The following is a 20,829-nucleotide window of genomic DNA, read 5'->3' as shown; positions in this document are numbered from 1 at the left end:
CGTGTCCGCGAGGCGCCGCGGAATTGGGCGGCGTCTCGCGGGTGTGACGGCGTCGTGCCGAAACGACGGCGTCTCTCGACCGGACACCTGACGGACGGGAGGCCCGTGGCGGGCTCGCCACGGGCCTCCCGTCCGCCTGAGGCTGAGCCCACCGCGTCACGCGAGACGCCGGCGTCTCGTGGCCGCTACCAGCGCGGCGTGGTGACGCCGGCCCCGTCGGCCCACGCGAAGACGGTCTCGCCGTCGATCCAGACGCGCGTCGCGCGGCTGGTCGCGTCGAGCGGGTCGCCGTCCCAGAGCACGAGGTCGGCGTCGTAGCCCTCGGCCAGGCGACCGACACGGTCGCCGAAGCCCAGGAACTCGGCCGGGTTGACCGTGAGCGCCTCGAGTGCGGTCTGGGCGGGCAGGCCCTCCTTCACGGCGGCGGTCGCCTGGTCGACGAGCATGTTGATCGGCACGACCGGCGCGTCCGTCGTGATGGCGACCCGGACCCCGGCCGCCGCGATGGTGGCGAGGTTCGGGATGCCGCGGTCGCGGAGTTCGACCTTCGAGCGGCTGGTGAAGAGCGGGCCGTAGATGACCGGGATGTCCTTCGCGGCCAGCACGTCGGCGATCTTGTGCGCCTCGGTGCCGTGGTTCACGACGAGCCGGTAGCCGAACTCCTCGGACAGGCGGATGGCGGTGGCGATGTCGTCGTGGCGGTGGGTGTGCTGGTCCCAGACGAGTTCGCCGTCGAGCACCCGGACGAGCGTCTCCTTCGTCAGGTCGCGGGCGAACGGCTCGTCCTTCGCGGCGGCGGCATCGCGGGCGGCCTTGTAGTTCTGCGCGTCGACGAAGGCGTCACGGATGATCTTGGCGACACCGAGCCGGGTGGAGGGGGTCTGGCCCTTGCCGCCGTAGACCCGCTTCGGGTTCTCACCGAGGGCGCTCTTCACGCTCACCGAGTCGGAGATGAGCTGCTCGTCGATCGTCCGGCCGCCCCAGGTCTTGATGGCGACGCTCTGGCCGCCGATCGGGTTGCCCGAGCCGGGCTTGACGACGATGCTCGTGATCCCGCCGGCGAGCGCGTCCCGGAAGCCCTCGTCGTCGATGTCGATCGCGTCGATCGCGCGGACGCCCGCCATGTTCGGGGCGGTCATCTCGTTCGTGTCGTTGCCGGCCTCGCCGTTGGCTTCTTCGTGGATGCCGACGTGGCCGTGCGCCTCGACGAACCCGGGGACGAGCCACGAACCCGCGGCGTCGATGACCGTCATGCCGTCGGGCGGGGTGACGTCGGGCCCGACCGCGGTGATCCGGCCGTCCTCGACGATGACCGCGCCGCCGTCGAAGGCGGGGGCGGAGACGGGGACGACGTGGGCACCGGTGATCGCGAAGGAGTTGCTCATGGCACCAACGGTACGCGGGGGCGTGCGGGCGGGGCGTGCGGGCGAAATACCGATTCCTGGCGCCGGACGTCCCGGCGGCCCTACCGTCGCGGGATGGCACACCGGAGCGAGACCTGGCCCACGCACCACAGCGCCGAACGACCCTGGCGCAGCGCAGTCCGCGGGTGCCGTGACGACCGGCTGGTGACCACCGTGCGGGTGTCGGTGCCCCCGTCCATCGCCAGGGCTCGGTGGACACCCGACGACGACACCGTCGCACTGCTCGACCGGAGCGCCACGGCCCTGCGCACCCTCGACGTCCACCACGGCTCCCCGCTCGCACCGCTCGGGTCCGTGCTCGGCCGGACCGAAGCCGTGGCGTCGTCGCGGATCGAGGACGAGCCCGCCTCGATCGACGACCTGGCGCGCGCGCTCGTCGGCATCCGGGCGAACCCGGGTGCCACCGCGGTGGTCCGGGCCGGCGGCGCCGTCGAGCACCTGGTCTCCGCGGCGGACTCGGGCATCGTCACGGAGTCGTCCCTGCTCGAGGCGCACCGTCTGCTGATGCGCGACGACCCGGTCGACGGACGGTCCGCAGGCCGGTACCGCGACGTGCAGAACTGGATCGGTGGCGGCGCCACACCCCGCGACGCCCGGTACGTCCCACCGCCGCCGGAGCTCGTGGCACCGCTGATGGCCGACCTGCTCGCGTTCGTGCACCGTGTGGACCTGCACCCGATCGCCCAGGCGGCCATCGCGCACGCGCAGTTCGAGTCGATCCACCCCTTCACCGACGGCAACGGTCGGACCGGGCGGGCGCTGATCGGGGCCGTGCTGCGGCGCCGCGGGGTCACGACGACGGTGACCGCGCCCGTGGCCACCGCACTCGCGGCGGACCGACCGCGGTACTTCCGGCACCTGGAGCGGTACCGCGACGGCCAGGTCACCGGGTTCGTGGCCGATCTGGCCCTGGCGATCGGGACGGTCTGCGACGAGGCGACGCTCGGCGCCCTGCTGCTCGCCGAGCACGACGCCGACCGGTCCACCGGTCCCTGCGCCACGGGCCCGCACGCCGTCGTCGGCCGTGCGCTCGCCGACGACCCCGTCCTGACCGAAGCGCACCTGGGAACCCTGCTCACCGCCGACCAGGTCGAGCGCGTCACGCTCGACCTGGTGCTGGCGGGCGTGCTCCGTCCGGTCACCCGTCGCCGCCGTGACCGCGCCTGGGTGGCACCCGCCGTGGTCGCCGAGCTCGAGGCGTTCGAGCAGCGGGTGCACGCCGCTGTGGGCGGCCACGAGCGGACCGCGGCCTGACCGGGGGTGCGGGCGAATAGGGTGGGACGGTGAGCAACGAGCACACCGCATCCACCCCGCCCAGCGCCGCCAAGCGGCCCGTGACACGGACCCACCACGGCATCGACTTCGTCGACGACTACGAGTGGCTGCGGGACAAGGAATCCCCCGACACCCTGGCGTACCTCGAAGCCGAGAACGCCCACACCGACGCCGCGACCGCGCACCTCGCGCCGCTGCGGGACCGCATCTTCGCCGAGGTGAAGAGCCGCGTGCAGGAGACCGACCTCTCGGTGCCGGTGCGCATGGGCGACTGGTGGTACTTCACCCGCACCGCCGAGGGCAGCCAGTACGGCGTGCACTGCCGCGTGCCCGTCGCCGGCCCTGACGACTGGACGCCGCCCGCCGTGGTCGAGGGCGAGTCGACCCTGCCCGGTGAGCAGGTGGTGCTGGACGGCAACGCCCTGGCCGACGGCCACGAGTTCTTCTCCCTCGGCACCTACGACATCAGCGACGACGGCACCCGCCTGGTGTACGGCATCGACGTCGAGGGCGACGAGCGGTACACCCTGCACGTGCGCGACCTGGCTTCGGGGACCGACCTCGGCGACGCCATCCCGAACACCGGGGCCGGCGCCACGTTCGACCCGGCGGGCCGCTACGTCTTCTACCCCACGGTCGACGAGTCCTGGCGTCCGGACAAGATCTGGCGGCACACGGTCGGCACCGCGGCGTCCGAGGACGTCCTGGTGTTCGAGGAACCCGACGACCGCTACTGGGTCGGCGTCGGCGTCACCCGCTCGTCGCAGTACATCGTCATCGAGCTGGGCTCGAAGATCACGTCCGAGGCGCACGTCCTCGATGCTGCGGACCCGACCGGTGAGTTCCAGGTCGTCTGGCCCCGCCGCGAGGGCGTCGAGTACGAGATCGAGCACGCCATCGTCGGTGGCAGCGACCGGTTCCTGGTGCTGCACAACGACGGCGCCGAGAACTTCGAGCTCGTCGACGTCCCCGCCGACGACCCGACGTCCGAGCGTGACCGCCGCGTCGTCGTGGCGCACCACACCGAGCGCCGCATCGAGTCGGTCGACGCCTTCGCCGGGCACCTCGCGCTGGAGTACCGGTCCGAGGCGCTCCCCCGCGTCGCGATCATCCCGATCGAGGGCGACGGCTACGGCGACGCGCACGAGGTCCCCTTCGACGAAGCCCTGTTCTCCGCGGGGCTCGGCGGCAACCCGGAGTGGGAGCAGCCGACACTCCGCATCGGGTACACGTCGTTCGTCACCCCCTCCGAGGTCAGCGACCTCGACCTGGCCACCGGCGATGTCACCGTCCTGAAGCGCCAGCCCGTGCTCGGTGGCTACGACCCGGCCGACTACGTGCAGGAACGCGACTGGGCCACCGCGGCCGACGGCACCCGCGTGCCGATCTCGCTCGTCTGGCGCCGTGACGCCGTCGACCAGGACTCGCCGTCGCCGCTGCACCTGTACGGCTACGGCTCGTACGAACACTCGAATCGACCCCGGCTTCAGCGTCATGCGCCTGTCGATGCTCGACCGCGGTGTCGTCTTCGCGGTCGCGCACGTCCGTGGTGGCGGTGAACTCGGCCGGCACTGGTACGAGAACGGCAAGACCCTGACGAAGAAGAACACCTTCACCGACTTCGTCGCGGTCGCCGAGCACCTGATCGAGTCCGGCCGGACGAGCGCCGACCGGCTCGTGGCCGAGGGCGGCAGTGCGGGTGGGCTCCTGATGGGCGCCGTCGCGAACCTCGCACCCGAACGGTTCGCCGGCATCCTGGCGGCCGTGCCGTTCGTCGACGCGCTGACGAGCATCCTCGACCCGGACCTGCCCCTCACCGTCATCGAGTGGGACGAGTGGGGCGACCCGCTGCACGACGCCGAGGTCTACCGCTACATGAGCGAGTACACGCCGTACGAGAACGTCCGCGACGACGTCCAGTACCCGCAGATCCTCGCCGTGACCTCGATCAACGACACCCGCGTGCTCTTCGTCGAGCCCGCGAAGTGGACCGCGAAGCTCCGCGAGGTCGGCGCGCCCGTGCTGCTGAAGACCGAGATGTCCGCCGGCCACGGTGGTGTCAGCGGTCGCTACGCGTCGTGGAAGGAGCGGGCGTTCGAACTCGCCTGGCTGCTCGACGTGCTCGGGCTCGCCGACGAGACGCCCGCCGCCGCGACCGCCACCCCGATCGCCGCGGGCTGAGCAGCGCCGCGCACTTCGCGAGCAGAAGAGGTCGGGTCCGAACGCGGGACCCGACCTCTTCTGCTCACCAAGCGAACAGCGGCGCACGCAACGCACGCACTCCGCTCACACGCGGTTGAGCGCGTGCACCGCCTCGTCGTAGGACTCCTCGGCCAGGCGCACCCGGTCCCCCGCGAGCACCCCGTACCCGAACGTGCCCTCACCCCCGCGCTCCGCGATCGCCGCGTTCGCCCGCAGGATGTCGAGGGCGTGCAGCGACCGCACCCGCTCCGTCAGCACGTCGGCGGCGGTGCCGATCCGCTTCCACAGCGCGTGCGGGAACGCGTCGTCGCCGAGCACGTCCATCGCCATCCGGGCCCGCATCGTCTCCTGCCACGCGGCCTCGGTGGTGCTCCGGTCGGCGGCCTCCCGCTCGGCGGCGGTGTCCGAGGTGTCGTCGGCCACGGCGGCCCGGACGAGCTCGCGCACGCGCGGCTTCACGTCGGCGCCGACGTCCTGGGCGACCTGCTTCGGCGAGCGGAGCGACCACGCGGTCGGCACCGGACGCTCGGCTGCGTCGTCGAGGGCGTCGAGCAGCTCGAGGAACGGCTCGCCGTGCAGGAACGCGACGACGTCGCGCACCGCCTGGTCGCGACGCTCACGGGTCGAGGCCAGGATCCGCTCACGGGTCAACGCGTCGACCAGGTCGTCCTGCGCCGGCGACGACGCCCGCGGCAGCCGGTCGATCAGGTACTCGGCCAGCGCCGCACGCGCGGTGACGCCCGCCAGGCCGTCCGCCGCCTCGGCGGCGCGGTCGACGGCCTCGCCGTCGCGGAACGCCGGGCGGTAGGCGCCCAGGATCGCGGCGATCTCGAGGGTGGTGTCGGCCGCTTGCCGGAGGTCGGCCGTGTCGCCGGAGCGGAGCCGGGCCTCCTGGCCGAGCAGCGCGATGCGCAGCTTGCGCACCCGCTTCGCCAGGATGCGTGCGGTCGTGCCCTTGGCCGGCTTCTCCTCGGTCTGGAGGCGCGGTGCCGGTGCTCCTGCCAGCCCGCGTGCCAGCTTGGACGCGACTGCGGCGGGGCCGGCGCCGACGGCCGCGAAGCGTCCGTCGAGGGCCGCGAACAGCTCGTGGGCGATCTGCGGGTCGACGCCGTCGACGGTCTCGACCTCGACCTCACGCCAGGTGCGCGGGGTCTCCGGGGCGTCGTCGTCGAGGCGCTGGGCGGTGACCTGGTCGTCGGCGAGCTCGGCGATCTGGTCGCCGTCCTCGTCGAGCAGTCGGGTGACGGTCCGGGTGGTGGTGATCCGGACGACCGGACGCAGCCCGCGGCCGCGACGCTCGGTGAAGAGTGCGGCGAGGACCTCGTCGGGCACCGTGTCGGCGTCGTCGGTCAGGGGGAACTGCTGCTCGTGGCGGACCGTGTCCGACTCGGAGCGCTTGATGTGCCAACCGGCGTCGGGGCCACCGGTGCGACGGCGGACCGTCACCCGCGCGGCCACCAGGTCGTACCGCTCGGTGTCCCAGTAGGTCGCGTCCAGTTCGAACGGCTCCTGGTGCTCGGTGCGGAGGATGCCGCCCGCGCCGACGAGGTCGGGCAGGGCACCGCCCTCGGGCAGGTCGTAGGTGCGCTCGATCTCGAGGTGCGTGTGGCTCACACGGTCTTGTCTACCAGGCACTGCGCGGATTCCCCGCACCCGGGGTTAGCCTGCAGGGATGAGCGACACGATCACCCGCGAGCAGTTCACGCCCGAAGCCGGCGGCGTCACGATGTTCACCACCACGTGGTGCGGCTACTGCGCCCGGCTGAAGAACCAGATGTCGAAGGCCGGGGTCCCCTTCACCGAGGTCGACATCGAGCAGACCCCCGGTACCGCGGAACTCGTCGCCGAGGTCAACGGCGGCAACCAGACGGTGCCGACGCTGGTGTTCCCCGACGGGACGACGGCGACGAACCCGTCCCTGGCCGAGGTGCAGTCCCGCATCTGAGCGGCGGCGCTTCGCAAGACACCGGCGTTCACGCTCCGAACACGCGCATGACGCGGTTCAGAGTGCGAACACCGGTGTCTTGCCGTCCGGGACAGCGCCGAGCGCGCCTGCGCTAGCCGCCGAGCGCCTCGGTCAGCAGCGCGGCCATCGCGTCGAGCTGGATGTCGCCGGAGTCGACGACCGCTTCGTCCGAACCGTCGAGCGCACGGGCGGCCAGGGACGCCTTCGAGTCGATGAGCTCGGCGATCTTGGTGTCGATCGTCTGCGCGGCGATGATGCGCCACGCGGTGACGGGCTCTTCCTGTCCGATGCGGTGCACGCGGTCGATCGCCTGGGTCTGCTCGGCGCTCGTCCACGACAGCTCGGCGAGCACGACGTTCGACGACACCTGCAGGTTCAGGCCGACGCCGGCCGCGGTCAGCGAGCAGACGATGACGGCGACGTCGGGGTCGTTCACGAACGAGTCGATCTCGGCCGTGCGCTGCGTGGGGGTCTGGTCGCCGCGGATCGTGGCGGTGCGCAGCCCACGACGGGCGAACACCTCTTCCGCCTGGTCCATCACGTCGAGGTGCTTCGCGAAGAACACGACCTTGCCGACGTTCGAGGCGAGCTGCGCGGCGTAGTCGGCCGCGAGCTGGGCCTTGGCCCGGCCGATGCGGCGGACCATCGAGAACACGTTCTCGCCGGTCGACGAGGCGTCCTGGTCCTCGAGCTCCCAGCGCGCGACCTGGCGGACCAGCTTGTGGTCGATGCCGACGACCGGGTCCTGCCCGGTGCGGGCGTCGAGCGCCTGGTGGTACCGGCGGACGAGCTTCGCGGTGAGCTCGCGCTCGGCGTCGCGGATGGAGCGGCCCTCGTCGCCGTCGAGCTCGACGGGGATGTCGGCGATCCGGCGTGCGGGGATGTCCGCGGCGACGTCGACCTTGCGGCGTCGGACGATGCCCTGGTCGATGACGGCGCGGCGGGCCTCGACGAAGAACCCGGGGTCGGCCGGCGTCAGGCCGATCTCCTCGAGCTCGTTCATGAGCTTGGCGCGCGGCTTCTTGTCGTCGATCCAGCCGAGGTACTCCCAGATGGTGCGGAAGTCCTCGACCGAGTTGATGAGCGGGGTACCGGTCAGCGCCATGAGCAGCGGGGTGGCGGTGCGCTGCCGGATGCGCTCGGCGATCTGCAGCACGAACCGGGCGCGCTGCGAGTCCTTGTTCTTGATGAAGTGTGCCTCGTCGACGACCATCCCCTTGAACCCGAAGTTGCCGAGCCACCCGGCGTGCCGGTCGAGGATCTCGTAGTTCACGATGACGATGTCGGCGAACCCGTCGAGGTCGTTGCCGTCCCCGTGGATCACCGTGGCGCGGCGGTTCGGCACCCAGCGCTCGGCCTCACGTGCCCAGTTCGTCTTGACGACGTTGGGCACGACGACGAGCAGCGGGAACGCGTTCGCGGCGTCGGCGGCGAGCAGCGACTGCGCGGTCTTGCCGAGGCCGGGTTCGTCGGCGAGCAGGAAGGTACGGTGCCCCTGCGCTGCGGCGGTGATGAGCTCCGCCTGGTGCTTCATGAGCGTGGTGCCCGAGCGCGAGTGCAGCGTCGGGGGCTCCGGCAGCGGCATCGTCGCCGCTCCGCCGCCCGCGCCGTACTCGAACGACTTGAACAGCGGTCCGAACAGTTCCCAGTTCGCCAGGCGGCGCGGGTGCGCGACGGGCTGGTCGGCGAGGGCGAAGTCCGGCGGCATGAACGGGTTCGCGAGCTGGCGCTGGACGACGGGCTGCGGCACGACGGCACGCACCGGGGTCTCGACCACCGCGGCGGGCTCGGACGCGATGACGAGGTCCTCCGGCTGGAGCTCGACGCCGCCGGCGATCATCATGTCGCGCTTGACCGCGCGCGTCGCCTCGGGCACCTGCACCTCTTCGGCGAGGAGCTGGATGACGCTGGTGTCCCGCGCCGCCGTCTTCGCCAGGATCGTGGCCACGCCGTCGAGCCGCTTGAGCTGTTCGGCGCGCTGCGCGTCGGTGAGCTCCGTGTCGGCCTTCACCCGCGCGCGCTCTTCGCGCATCAGCAGGGCGACCGCCTGGAACTTCGTCCGGTTCGACGCCTTGAGTGGTCCGCGCTGCGCCGCGGCCTCGACCTCGCGCACAGCGCGGGCGAGGACGGGGATGACGCCGTCGTTGTCCAGCGGCCTGGTGCGACGTGACGCGGTCCGCGTCCCGCCGGCAGCACGCCGGGTGCCTGATCGAGCCAACGCTCCTCCTGTTCCGCCCACACGTCGGGGCGATCCGCCCGTGGGGCGGGAAGTCCTGCACCGGGGCCTGGCGCGGCTCCGGTTCGGCCGCGGGCCACCGTGGCCCACCGCATCGCCGGTCCCCGCATCGGGACGTCCGGTGGACTCCCGCGAGCCGTTCCACACGAGCACCTGCCGGGAGCAGGTTCGGACGGTCCGCGCCGGGATCCGGCGTCGTCACACGCACGTGGTGCCCCCTCGGGGCGCTCACGGCCCGGTCCCCGCGTCGATCAAGTGATCGACGGCTGCGTCCGGAATCGACGCGGCACGCGGGAACACGGTGCGTGCGCGCTCAGTTTACTCCCGGACCACCGACGGAGGCGACCGCCGCGTTGCCCGCGCGCGTCGCGACGGCGGACGGGAGGCCCGTTGCGGGCCCGACCCGCACCTCCCGTCCGATCCCGGGCCCCCACGCCGACCACCCCGCGAAAGCGACAGTTCCCCGCCAACCTTCCACGCAGATCTGTCGCTTTGGCGACGGGGCCGCGAGCCGTCAGGCCTGCGGTGCGGACCGCGGGCGGGTCGACGCGCCGGTCGGGAGGCTCGGGGCCGCGTCCGCCAGGGCGGCCTGCGTCGCTGCGAGGAGCTGCTGGGCGGTCTGGATCCCGTTGGCGGAACCGGTGGTCGCCTGGCCGCCGGCGTGGGCGAGCAGCTGCGCGCCGATGGCGGGCCCGATGCGGTCGGTCTCGCGCGGGTTGCGCGCGACCCAGTCGCGGGCGATCGCGTCGGCGAGGCGCTCGGCGGCGGCGCCGCGCTCCGCGTCGCCTCGGGACCGGTGCCACAGCCCGGTCACCACGAGGTGGGCGACGACGGCTCCGACGTCACGGACCGGGAACCCCCAGCCCGCGGTGTCGATGTCGAGCAGGCCCGAGATGCGCCACGGCTCGTCCTCGTCGACGAACACCTGCTCCAGGTGCAGGTCGCCGTGCACGACCTGCTTGGTCGAGCTCGACCAACCGATGGAACGGCGGCCGATGGCGTCGTACAGGCGGTCGATCTCCTCGGCGTCGCGCGGCAGGGCGGCGATGAGCGTGCGACGGTGCCAGTCGGCGTGGTCCATCGCGTCGGCACGGGCCTGCTGGGTCATCGGCACGGTGGCGACGCGGCCGCTCAACGCCGCGAGCGACGCCACGAAGCGCGGGTCGTCGGCGATGTCGAGGATGCGGCTGCCGGCCGGCACGCCGCGGATGCGCTCGAGCACGAGCAGGCCGTCACCACGACTGGACAGCACGCGCGGCACCGGCAGGCCGGCCGCGACGAACTGCTCGTGCGACTGCACGATCGGCGCGACCCGGTGCGGACGGACGATCTTCAGGAACAGGGTGCGCTCGGGGGCGTCGACGCGCACCACCGCACGTTTGCCGGGCCGGTACGCGGCGACGGTGAGCACCGGGTCGGTGACGGGCATGCCGAGGGTGGTCAGCAGCTCGGCGACGGCGTCGCGGTAGGTGACCTGCGGCAGCACCGGCAGGCCTGGATCGTTCGGGTACGCCCAGACCGACACCGGTTCGCCCGTCGCCGGGTCCGTGACGATGGCGCTGTTCTGGTCGTGGGTGCCGCCGGTGTCGACGTAGGTCAGGACCGTGGCGCGCTGGCCGTTGCGGTCCAGTGTGTCGACCTCGTAGCCGTACAGGTAGCCGTTGCCCGACGGTTCGACGGAGTGCGCCCGCGCGGCCACCACGGAGGTCCCGGAGCCGGCGAAGGCCTGCGGGATGACGCGCTCATGGTTGGGCCACACGACATCAGTCAACCGCGTCGCACGGGTTTCGTCGCGTTCGTGCACGGCTCGGCGCGCGGCCGGTGGCTACCGTGGTCGGTGTGAACCCGGTCGCGCGTCTCCGCAGCTCCAGTCGCACGCCGTTCCTGCAGGTCGTGAAGACCGCCGTCGCGGTGGTGGCCGCCGTGCTCCTCTGCCGTCTGGTGATCCAGGGGCCGTTCCCCACCTTCGCGGCCATCGCGGCCCTGCTCGTGGTGCAGCCGAGCATCAACCAGTCGTTCGTGAAGGGGCTCGAGCGGAGCGCGGGCGTCGTCATCGGCGTCGTGCTGGCCACCGGGTTCCACCTGCTGCTCGGCGACGGCGTGTTCGTGGTGCTGCTCGTCATCGTGCTCGCGATCCTGATCGCGTGGGCGCTCCGGCTCACCCCGACGTCGGCCACCCAGGTGGGGATCAGCGGGATGCTCGTGCTCACCGCCGGGGTCGTGACGCCGAACTACTCCGCCGACCGGATCCTCGAGACCGTGATCGGTGCGATCGTCGCCCTGGTCGTGAACGCGCTCATCGTGCCGCCCGTCCTGCTCGAGCCGGCGCACCTCGCCGTCGCCCGGCTCGCCCGCGACACCGCGGTGGCGTTCGAGCGGATCGCGATCGGCCTGACCGAGGGGTGGGACCGCGCACGCTGGGACGAGGCCCTCGTCGCGGCCCGGGCCCTCCGGCAGCAGCACGCCAAGGCCGAGGCGTCCCTGGGGTCGGCCCGCGAGTCCCTGACGATGAACCCGCGCAGCCGCCGGCACCGGACGATCCTCGACCGCGACGTGGTGGTCACCGACCACCTGCGCATCCTGGTGACCCGGGTCACCGGCATGACCCGGGCGATCCGCGACAACTCCGCCCCGGACCTGCGGGACGATCCGGTGGTGCACGGCATCGCGACCGAGGTGGCGCGGATCGGGGCGGACGTGCGGGCGCTCAGTGCGCGGGTCGAGTCGACGCGGCTCGACCCGGCACCCGGGGCCGGTGGGGCGGACGCTGCTGCGCTCGGACCGGACGCCGAGCCGTGGGCGGAGGCCTCGGAGCCGGCACTCACCGCGCCGCTCGAGGTGGTGCGTCCGAACTCCCGGCACTGGGTGCTCATCGGGGCGCTGCTCGAGGACATCCGACGGGTGCGCGGGGAACTGCTCGGCGAGGACGACTAGGCGCGTCGCGTTCGCGCGGTGCCGGGTCTGCTCAGCGTGCCGCGCAGGCGTTGTGCCGCGTCCACCTCAGCGTGCCGCGCAGGCCGCCTCAGACGCCGTCCGCACCACGTCGGACCAGATCACCTCGGTCGGCACGACGTCGGTCGCACCGGGGACCCCGGTGTCGGCGTACCGGTTGATCTCGGCGACGACGGCCTCGATGCCGACCTCGCGTGCGGCACGGCTCGCCACGTCCGGCACCGCCGTCCGCAGCTCTGCGACCACGCGGTCGCGCGGTACGTCCTCCAGCTGTGCGAGCGTGCCGATCCCCTTCCACGCGGCGTCCAGTTCGGCGCGCAGGCGCACGATTGCCGGGTGGTCGATCGAGTCGTTCATGATCCCCCAGTGCGGGCGGCGCATCGGGTCGCGCTGTCCGCTGCCGGAGCCTAGCAACGAAGCAAGCGACGCTCACGTCCCTAGAACGTGGGACAGACCGTTCCGCCCTGTCCTGTGACGAGATTCAGCGAGTTCGGCCTGAGAACGGCCCTCGGCGACGGTTCGATGCCACGATGGGTCCGAGGAGGTCCACTATGCGGCTGTTGGTGGTCGAGGACGACGACGAGATGCGGGCCCTGATGGAGCGCGGACTCGCGGCCGAGGGGTACCGCGTGACGGCGGTCGAGAACGGTGTCGAGGCGCTCATCGCGCTCGGCGAGCAGGCGTTCGACCTTGCGGTCGTGGACGTGATGATGCCCGGCATGTCCGGCTTCGAGCTCGCCCGGCGGATCCGTGAGCGCGAGGACCCCGTGCGGATCCTGCTCGTGACGGCGCGCGACGCCGTGGACGACCGTGTGTTCGGGCTCGACGCCGGTGCGGACGACTACCTCACCAAGCCCTTCGCCTTCGCCGAGCTCACCGCCCGGCTGCGTGCGCTCGGCCGTCGTGAGTCCGCCGGGGCTCCCCGCACGATCGAGGTCGGCGACGTCTCCATCGACTCCGAGGCACGCCGCATCTCGATCAAGGGCCAGCGCGTCGCCGTGAGCCCCACGGAGTTCGCCCTGCTCCGCCTGCTCGCCCGGTCCGCCGGCAGTGTCGTCGACCGCCCGAAGATCCTCGAAGAGGTCTGGGACGGTTCGCAGCACGTCGACCCGAACGTGGTCGAGCAGTACATCTCGTACCTCCGCAAGAAGCTCACCGCGCACGAGGCCACCGTCGCCATCGCCACGGTCCGCGGTCGCGGGTACCGCCTGGATCTGCTCGGGGCGTGAGCGGGGCCGACGACGCCCCACGATCGGACCACCGACGCGGTGGTCCGATACGGCCGCTGCGTCTGCTGTCGCTGCGTGCCCGGATCACGATCGGTTCGACGGCGATCGCGGCGATCGTGATCCTGCTGCTCGTCCTGGTGATGCGGTTCCAGGTGGTGAGCGTCGTCGCGAGTGCGACCCGCACGCTGCTCGACGCCGATGCCGACCCCTACGTCGCCACGCTCGAGGTCGACAGCGACCCCGACCTGTCGTCACCGGGCAACGCGCAGCTCGTCGCCGTCGTGTCCCCGTCCGGCGAGATCGTGCTCTCGACGATGCCGGACCGCGTCGAGCAGGCGCTCGGCAGTCTGCGGTCCACCCCTGCCGGCACCTCGATCATCACGGCATCCGGCTCGGAGTACCGCGTCGTCGTGGAGCACCCCGTCAACGAGGCCGGCCGGTGGACGGTCGTCGCCGCCCGTAACTCGCAGGCCGAGGCCATCGTCGTCGACGACCTCACGACGACCCTGTCGTTGACCGGCCTGGCGATCCTGCTCGCCTTCGGCGTGGCGTCCTGGGTGCTCGCGACCACCGCGTTGCGTCCGGTGAACCGGATGCGCCGCGAGGCCGAACGGCTCTCCGTCGCCCCGGAGCGCGCCGAACTGCCGGTGGGCCCCGCCCGGGACGAGCTGGCATCCCTGGCGACGACGCTTAACGCCTTCCTGGCCCGGACCCGGCAGGCGACCGAGCGTGAACGCCAGATGGTGTCGGACGCCAGCCACGAGCTCCGGACGCCCCTGGCCATCCTGACGACCCAGCTCGACCTCGCCTCGCTCGACGGCAACGACGCCGCCGCCCTCGCCGCCCACATCGAACGCGCCAAGCACAGCGTCGCGCGGTTGTCCCGGCTCGCCAACGACCTGCTCGCACTGTCGCGGATCGAGGAGTCTGAGCAACGTGAACAGGACGGCGACCGACGGCCGGAGACCGCCTGGTCGGACCTCGGCGACGAGGTGATGGCAGCGGTCGACCGCGTCCGGCTCATCGCGTCGGCGAAGGACGTCACCGTCGACTTCGACCTGGAGCCGCCGGTCGCCGTCGGCGGGTCCGGCCCGGGCATCGGCGGCGGCACCGTGGAACCGCGCTACCGGATCGACACGGGTGGGATGGCCCAGCTCGTCACGAACATCGCGGGCAACGCCGTGGCCGCACTCCCCCGCGGTGGCGGCATCTTCGTGTCCTGGCGGAGCACCGGCGGCCAGGGCGTGCTGCAGATCACCGACGACGGCCCCGGTGTACCCGAGTCGTTCATCCCCGTGGCCTTCGACCGGTTCACGCGTCCGGACGAGGCACGGACGTCCCGCCCGAACCCCGACCCCTCCACGGGCGCCGGCGCCCTGCCGGGCGGCTCCGGTCTGGGACTCGCGATCGTCCGCGCGGTGGCGGAACGCGCCGGGGGCACGGCGTCGCTCCGCAACGTGCCCGCCGGTGGGCTCGAGGTCACGATCACCCTGCCCGAGGTGCGCTGAGCTCGACCGCTCACCCGAGCAGTACCGCTCACCCGAGCAGGACCGCTCACCCGAGCACGACCGATCACCGGCGCAGGACCGCTCACTGGAAGTCGCGCGACCGGGTGCGGACGGACAGCGACAGGTGCTCGATGCGGTCCGCCACCAGGTTGACCACGCCGTCGGGTGACCGCTCGAGGATGCCCCGGACGATCACCGCCGGGGACTCCCGCGCCACCCGGCGGTAGCGCCCCCACACCCCGACGCTGCAGATGACGTTGACCAGCCCGGTCTCGTCCTCGACGTTCAGGAACGTGATGCCGGACGCGGTCGCCGGACGCTGCCGGTGCGTCACGATCCCGCCGACCTCGACCCGTCGTCCGGTCTCGGCGGTCGCGGTGTCCTGCACGCTGAGCACCCGGCGGGCTGCGAGCCGGTCGCGCACGTGCCGGACGGGGTGGTCGTCGGTCGTCATGCCCGTCGACCACATGTCCGCGATGAGCACGTCCCCGCTCGTCATCTGACCGAACAACGGCGGCTGCACGAACACCTGCGTGTCCGGCAGCTGGTCCGGACGCTCGGCCGCGGCCTGCGCAGCCGACCACATCGCACCGCGGCGGTCGATGTCGAACGGGGCGAAGGCGTCGGCGGCAGCGAGGGCCTCGAGCTGCGGCGTCGTGAGTCCGACCCGGCGGGCCAGGTCCGACATGTCGCGGAAGGGGCCGTTGGTGTCCCGCTCGGCGACGATCTTCTCGGCGCTCTTCCGGCTGAGCGACGCGACCTCGGCGAGCCCGAGCCGCACGGCGAAGGCACCGTCGCGACGGTGGCTCGCGGTGTCGTCGGGGAGCGCCTTGTCGAACGGCAGTACCGGGGGCTGCTCGGCAGCCAGGCAGGCGTCGGCACCGACCGGGGCGTCCCCGTCCGGCAGCGGTTCGAGCGTGGCGTCCACCCCGGACCGCAGGATGTCCGGTCGCAGCACGCGGACACCGTGCCGCCGGGCGTCGGCGACCAGGGTCTGCGGTGAGTAGAACCCCATCGGCTGCGCCCGGAGCAGCGCTGCCAGGAACGCCCCCGGGTAGTGCAGCCGCATCCACGCGCTCGCGTAGACGATGAGGGCGAAGCTGATCGAGTGGCTCTCCGCGAAGCCGAAGTTCGCGAAGGCCTGGATCTTCGCGTAGATCGCGTCGGCGTCGGCGCCGTGGATGCCGTTGTCCGCCATCCCCGCGTAGAGCTTGTCCCGCAGCCGGTCGATCTTCTCGTGTCCGCGCTTCGACCCCATCGCCCGCCGCAGCAGGTCGGCGTCGTCCCCGGAGCAGTTGCCGACCGCGATCGCCATCTGCATGAGTTGTTCCTGGAACAGCGGGACCCCGAGGGTGCGTTCGAGCACGGGTTCGAGCGCCGGGTGCATGTAGGTGATCGGTTCCTCGCCGGTGCGCCGTCGGATGTACGGGTGCACTGCGCCGCCCTGGATCGGCCCGGGGCGGACGAGTGCGACCTCGATCACCAGGTCGTAGAACCGCCGTGGGAGCAGTCGGGGCAGGGTGCCCATCTGCGCGCGGGACTCCACCTGGAACACCCCGATCGTGTCCGCGCGGCAGAGCTGGTCGTAGACACCCTGTTCCTCCTTCGGGATGGAGTGCATCTCCCAGCGCTCACCGCAGTGCTCTGCCGCCAGGTCGAACGAGTACTGCAACGCGGCGAGCATGCCGAGCCCGAGCATGTCGAACTTCACGAGTCCCATGTAGGCGCAGTCGTCCTTGTCCCACTGGAGCACGGTGCGGCCGTCCATCCGGGCGTGTTCGATCGGCACGACCTCGCCCACCGGGCGGTCGGTCAGCACCATGCCGCCGGAGTGGATGCCGAGGTGCCGCGGGAACCCGAGGACGTCGCTCGCGAGTCCGACGACCGCCGGTGGGATGTCGTGGTCCTGGCTCTCGGTCACCGAACCCCACCGTTCGACCTGCTTCGACCAGGCGTCCTGCTGTCCGGGGCTGTGGCCGAGCGCCTTCGCCATGTCGCGCACCGCGCCCTTGGGCCGGTAGGTGATCACGTTCGCGACCTGGGCGGCGTTGTGCCGGCCGTACTTGGCGTAGACGTACTGGATCACCTCTTCGCGGCGGTCCGAGTCGAAGTCGACGTCGATGTCGGGCTCCTCGTCGCGCATCGCCGACAGGAACCGCTCGAACGGCAGCCCGTAGCGGATCGAGTCCACCGCGGTGATCTCGAGCAGGTAGCAGACCGCCGAGTTCGCCGCCGAACCCCGCCCCTGACAGAGGATGCCCCGGCCGCGGGCGTACTGCACCATGTCGCGCACGATCAGGAAGTACCCGGGGAAGTTCTTCTCCTCGATCACGGACAGTTCGCGTTCGATGCGCTCCCGCTTGCGGGGCTCGACGCCGTCGGCGCTGCCCGGGTAGAACCGCCGGGCACCGGTCCAGGTGAGTTCGCGCAGCCACGACATCGCGGTGTGTCCATCCGGGACGTCGAGGTCGGGCAGCCCGGGCTTGACCGTCTTCAGCCGGAACCCGAGTTCGTCGGCGAGCTCCACGGTCCGTTCGACCGCGCCGGGGTAGCGCCCGAACCGTCTGGCCATCTCGGCGCCGGAGCGCAGGTGGGCGGTGTCGGCTGCGGGCAGCCAGCCGTCGATCTCGTCGAGGCTGCGGCGAGCACGGACCGCCGCGAGCGCGGTGGCCACCGGGAACCGGTCCGGGGTGGCGTAGTGCACGTTGCCGGTGGCGACCAGGGGCAGTGCGTGCTTCGTGGCCAGGGCGGCCAGGGCGTCGTTGCGGGCGCTGTCGAGCGGGTCGCCGTGGTCGAGCAGCTCCACCACGACGTTGCGGCTGCCGAACCGGTCGAGCAGCACCCGGAGCGCGGTGTCGGCGGCGGATTCCCCACCCTGCTCGAGGGCCTGCCGCACGGTGCCCTTCCGGCACCCGGTCAGGACACGCCAATGGCCGTCCGCGCGTGCGGCGAGGTCGTCGAGGTCGTACTGCGGGCTGCCCTTCTCGGATCCGGCGGCCAGGTGCGCGCTCGTGACCGCGCCGGCCAAGCGGTGGTAGCCGTCCTGCCCGTCGGCGAGCAGGAGCAGGTGCGAGCCCTCGGGGTCGGGCACACCGTTCTGCGGTTCGGTCAGCCCCAGGGACAGCTCGGTGCCGAAGACGGTGCCCACCTGCGGGTAGGACTCGGCGACCTCGGCCATCCGGGCTGCCCCGTAGAAGCCGTCGTGGTCGGTGAGCGCGAGGGCGTGCAGCCGGAGCCGGGCGGCTTCTTCGAACAGGTGCTCGGGCTGACTGGCGCCGTCGAGGAAGCTGAAGGCCGAGTGCGCGTGCAGTTCGGCGTACGGCACGACCGGGCCGCCGTCGGTGTCGATCGGCGACGGGACGTACGGCTCGCGCTTCCGCGACCACGCCGGGCTGTCGCCGCCGTCGCCGTCGTGCGCGGTGCCCGGGCTCCGTTTGTCGGACAGCGCGCGCTCGAACTGCGACCACGGGACGGGTGGGTTGCTGTAGCCCATCAGGACACGCTCCTGTTGGTGGTGGTGGGGGTCGGGGTCACGTCGCGATCGCCTCCGCCCACCAGCGGTGGTCCGCGAGCACCAGGTACCAGGCACGCCCCTCGGCGTCGACGAGCTGCAGCCGGTGCAGGCGTCGGCCGCCGGACTCCCACCACCGGACGACGAGTGGCCACGGACCCGCCCAGGCCGTCACGGCAGAGAAGCCGCCGCCCCGGTCGCCCTCGGCACGGAACCGTTCGGGAGCGCCGGACAGCACGCCGCGCTCGTCGACGTCGACGCTCGCACCACCGGCAGCGACCACGTCGACCGGTCGGGGGCGCTCGAGCACGGTGGCGGGCGGCGGACCGGGGAGCTTGCCGGGCCACGGACGGTCGCGGACGGTCGCCAGGGCGCGCTCACCACCCGCGGGTGCGTCGCCCCACGGCACGAGCACCACGCGCTCGGACAGGGTGCGGCCACCGCCGACGCGCGGACTCACCACACCGTCGTGGCCGACCATGCCCTGGATCCGGGCGAGGCCGTGGTGCACGCGTTCGTCCGGGCCGGAGCCCCACAGCCCGCGCTCGTGGTTCGCCATGTCGTCGACGGCGACCGGCTCGAGCACGACCGAGGTGACCGGTGCCTCGAGCCCGCTGGGGTCCACCCCGCCGGCGAGCTGCCACCGCACCCGGTCGACCACGTCGGCGGCGTCGAACCAGCGCGGGTGTGCCCAGGTCCGTTCGAGCAGGATGTCACGCTCGTCGACGATCCCCACCCGGATGGTCGTCGCCACGAGCCCCGCGGCCCGGAGTCGCTCGGCGAAGTCGTCGGCGGAGCGTCGGAACGCGAACGCGATCTGGTCGGCACGGTCAAGCGGGGGTTCGAACGACGCCTCGACCCGGAGTTCCGGTGGGATCTCCCGCGCCGCGATCTCGCGCGGGTCTCGGCCCGCGGCCAACCGGTGCAGGAACGCTCCGGCCACACCGAAGCGGTCGCGGACCTGCTCGTCGCCGAGTGCCGCGAAGTCGCCGAGCGTGGTGATGCCGAGCCGGTCGAGCACCGTCGCGAGGTCGGGGTCGCCGAGCACGCCGAGCGGCAGGTGCGCGAGGAAGTCCGCCGATCCCCCGACGGGCACGAGCCGCACGCGTTCACCGGGACGCACCGGGCGCGCCCGGGCTGCCTGGTCCGCCGCGAACGGGGTGTCGGCCACCCCGGCCCGCACCGCGGGGGCGCCGTGGTCGGCCGCGATGCCGGCCAGGGTCGCCGCCGCCGCTCGCTCACCGCCGTAGTACCGGGCCGGCCCGCGGGCGCGGAGCGCGAGGGTGCCCGGCCGCAGCACCTCCACCCCGGGGACCGCTGCCTCGACCGCACGGATGACGGGCTCGAACGCGCGGTGGTCGAGGGCGTCGTCGTAGGGCTGCACGAGGAGCTCGGGGCACCGCGCCTGCGCCTCCCGCACGCGGAGTCCCCGCACGACGCCCTGTTCTCGCGCGGACGCCGAACTCGCGAACACGAGCCCCTTCGCGGTCAGGGCGAGGGGCTGCTCCGGCGGGGTCCCACCGGCCCGAGCAGCCGCGATGACCGGCCAGTCCGGGCACCAGAGCACGATGGTCCGGGTCGGGGGTGGTTCGGGCAGTGCTGCCCCACGGGTGATCGCGTCGGTCCGGACGCGCCCCGGGGCGATCACGACGCCACCGCCACGGGCCGCAGCACACGGGTGTCCCCGGAGCCCACCGTCGGCACGGGCGTCGCGGCCCGGACCGCGCCGTCGGCCGCGGGCAGGAGGAGCTCTGCGGTCGCCGGACGCACCGCACCGGCACGCCCGGTCGCGGTCACGGTGGCCCGGCGCTCCGTCAGGTGGCCGTGGCCCTGTCCGATGCCGCTCCACGTCGACGACGTGACCCGCAGCGTGACGTCCGCTCCGGGCCAGGACCCGAGCGCGACGAGCGCCCCACCACGCTGTCGCAGTCGGGCCGAGAGCCGTGCCACGTCGCCCGGCACGACCCGGCCGAGCGGTCGGGTGAGGACGATCTGCGCGACGTCGGCCATCGCCGCCGTCACGGCGAGCCACTGGTCGCCCGGATCGGGGACGAGCACGAGCCGCTCCAGGTCGATCCCCGCGGCTGCGGCGGCTTCGATCCCGAAGGACGGCACCCCGACGACCGCGCACCACGCGCCGGCCGCCGAGGCCGCCTGCAGCATCGTGATCGCGAGCAGCACCGACTCGGGGACGGCGTAGGTGCCACCGACCCGGATCGCGCCGCCGGGCAGCAGGGGTTCGAGCGCCGGGGCGGTGGGGAGCCCGGCGGTGTCGACCCGGGTGGACTCCATGTCGGCCACCCGGGACCGCAGGGACGTGATGCGGTCGAGCGCGGCCCGCGCGTCGCCCAGGTGATCGGACCCGCGACGCACACCGCCACCGGCCGCACCGCTGCCGCCACGTGCAGCACCGCTCCGCCCGCCCCGGTCCGGGGTGGGCGACCGGAGTGCCGCCGCCGTCTGCATGCCCTCATATTCGAACATGTGTTCGATGATGTCAATCGCGTCCGACATCTGTGGACAGTC

Annotated in this window: 13 protein-coding genes and 1 pseudogene; 6 read left to right on the top strand and 8 right to left on the bottom strand. The window is 72.7% G+C overall.

The annotated features are described in order from the left end of the window. Nucleotides 1-185: 185 nt before the first annotated feature. On the bottom strand, nucleotides 186-1,385 hold the full coding sequence (locus ACL00U_RS05330; RefSeq protein ID WP_017885953.1) for an amidohydrolase: 1,200 nt from the start codon (nucleotides 1,383-1,385) through the stop codon (nucleotides 186-188). A 93-nt stretch (nucleotides 1,386-1,478) separates the two neighbouring features. On the opposite strand from ACL00U_RS05330, the gene ACL00U_RS05325 reads away from it, so the two are divergent. Both ACL00U_RS05325 and ACL00U_RS05320 read left to right on the top strand, forming a co-directional pair. Next, entirely contained in the window at nucleotides 1,479-2,678 is a 1,200-nt protein-coding gene (locus tag ACL00U_RS05325; protein ID WP_262118528.1) for a Fic family protein, read from the top strand. A 29-nt stretch (nucleotides 2,679-2,707) separates the two neighbouring features. After that, nucleotides 2,708-4,880, top strand: a pseudogene (locus ACL00U_RS05320) (S9 family peptidase). Nucleotides 4,881-4,985: 105 nt separating this feature from the next. Here ACL00U_RS05320 and ACL00U_RS05315 read toward each other — a convergent pair. Next, the gene (locus ACL00U_RS05315) at nucleotides 4,986-6,515 is read right to left on the bottom strand and encodes a CYTH domain-containing protein (RefSeq protein WP_214584629.1); all 1,530 of its coding nucleotides are present in this window, start codon (nucleotides 6,513-6,515) and stop codon (nucleotides 4,986-4,988) included. Nucleotides 6,516-6,573: 58 nt separating this feature from the next. Here ACL00U_RS05315 and ACL00U_RS05310 point away from each other — a divergent pair, with 58 nt between their 5' ends. Continuing rightward, nucleotides 6,574-6,846 carry a mycoredoxin gene (locus ACL00U_RS05310; RefSeq protein WP_027464730.1) on the top strand — a complete coding sequence of 91 codons (273 nt, stop codon included), beginning with the start codon at nucleotides 6,574-6,576 and terminating at the stop codon, nucleotides 6,844-6,846. Nucleotides 6,847-6,958: 112 nt separating this feature from the next. On the opposite strand, the gene ACL00U_RS05305 is transcribed toward ACL00U_RS05310, so the two are convergent. Beyond that, nucleotides 6,959-9,085, bottom strand: a complete 2,127-nt coding sequence (locus ACL00U_RS05305) for a DEAD/DEAH box helicase (RefSeq protein WP_412873907.1) — start codon at nucleotides 9,083-9,085, stop codon at nucleotides 6,959-6,961. A 532-nt stretch (nucleotides 9,086-9,617) separates the two neighbouring features. After that, nucleotides 9,618-10,862 (bottom strand): phosphotransferase enzyme family protein, encoded by a 1,245-nt coding sequence (locus ACL00U_RS05300; protein ID WP_017885959.1) that lies wholly within the window; start codon nucleotides 10,860-10,862, stop codon nucleotides 9,618-9,620. 80 nt (nucleotides 10,863-10,942) lie between these two features. Here ACL00U_RS05300 and ACL00U_RS05295 point away from each other — a divergent pair, with 80 nt between their 5' ends. Then, on the top strand, nucleotides 10,943-12,037 hold the full coding sequence (locus tag ACL00U_RS05295; RefSeq protein WP_412873906.1) for an FUSC family protein: 1,095 nt from the start codon (nucleotides 10,943-10,945) through the stop codon (nucleotides 12,035-12,037). A gap of 66 nt (nucleotides 12,038-12,103) precedes the next feature. Here ACL00U_RS05295 and ACL00U_RS05290 read toward each other — a convergent pair whose 3' ends face one another. Continuing rightward, on the bottom strand, nucleotides 12,104-12,436 hold the full coding sequence (locus ACL00U_RS05290; protein WP_156155313.1) for a hypothetical protein: 333 nt from the start codon (nucleotides 12,434-12,436) through the stop codon (nucleotides 12,104-12,106). Between the two features lie 170 nt (nucleotides 12,437-12,606). On the opposite strand from ACL00U_RS05290, the gene ACL00U_RS05285 reads away from it, so the two are divergent. Next, nucleotides 12,607-13,284 carry a response regulator transcription factor gene (locus ACL00U_RS05285; RefSeq protein ID WP_017885962.1) on the top strand — a complete coding sequence of 226 codons (678 nt, stop codon included), beginning with the start codon at nucleotides 12,607-12,609 and terminating at the stop codon, nucleotides 13,282-13,284. Beyond that, a complete protein-coding gene (locus tag ACL00U_RS05280) occupies nucleotides 13,281-14,792 on the top strand; it encodes a sensor histidine kinase (RefSeq protein WP_017885963.1) in 1,512 nt (503 codons plus the stop codon). Before ACL00U_RS05285 ends, ACL00U_RS05280 begins: the two co-directional genes overlap by 4 nt. An 82-nt stretch (nucleotides 14,793-14,874) precedes the next feature. Here ACL00U_RS05280 and ACL00U_RS05275 read toward each other — a convergent pair whose 3' ends face one another. Genes ACL00U_RS05275 through ACL00U_RS05265 form a run of 3 tightly spaced genes read right to left on the bottom strand, consistent with a single transcriptional unit; the run spans nucleotide 14,875 to nucleotide 20,817 of the window. Continuing rightward, nucleotides 14,875-18,285, bottom strand: a complete 3,411-nt coding sequence (locus tag ACL00U_RS05275) for an error-prone DNA polymerase (RefSeq protein WP_042538478.1) — start codon at nucleotides 18,283-18,285, stop codon at nucleotides 14,875-14,877. A gap of 37 nt (nucleotides 18,286-18,322) precedes the next feature. Continuing rightward, on the bottom strand, nucleotides 18,323-19,951 hold the full coding sequence (locus ACL00U_RS05270; protein ID WP_082509671.1) for a DNA polymerase Y family protein: 1,629 nt from the start codon (nucleotides 19,949-19,951) through the stop codon (nucleotides 18,323-18,325). Next, the gene (locus tag ACL00U_RS05265; protein ID WP_235517631.1) at nucleotides 19,948-20,817 is read right to left on the bottom strand and encodes a hypothetical protein; all 870 of its coding nucleotides are present in this window, start codon (nucleotides 20,815-20,817) and stop codon (nucleotides 19,948-19,950) included. The genes ACL00U_RS05270 and ACL00U_RS05265 overlap by 4 nt, the downstream gene beginning before the upstream one ends. Nucleotides 20,818-20,829: the final 12 nt, after the last annotated feature.

Source organism: Curtobacterium poinsettiae (genome assembly GCF_047226435.1).
GTDB classification, from domain to species: Bacteria; Actinomycetota; Actinomycetes; order Actinomycetales; family Microbacteriaceae; genus Curtobacterium; species Curtobacterium poinsettiae.
Note: the sequence above shows the minus strand (reverse complement) of the source record. Positions and strands in the feature narration are given on the sequence as shown.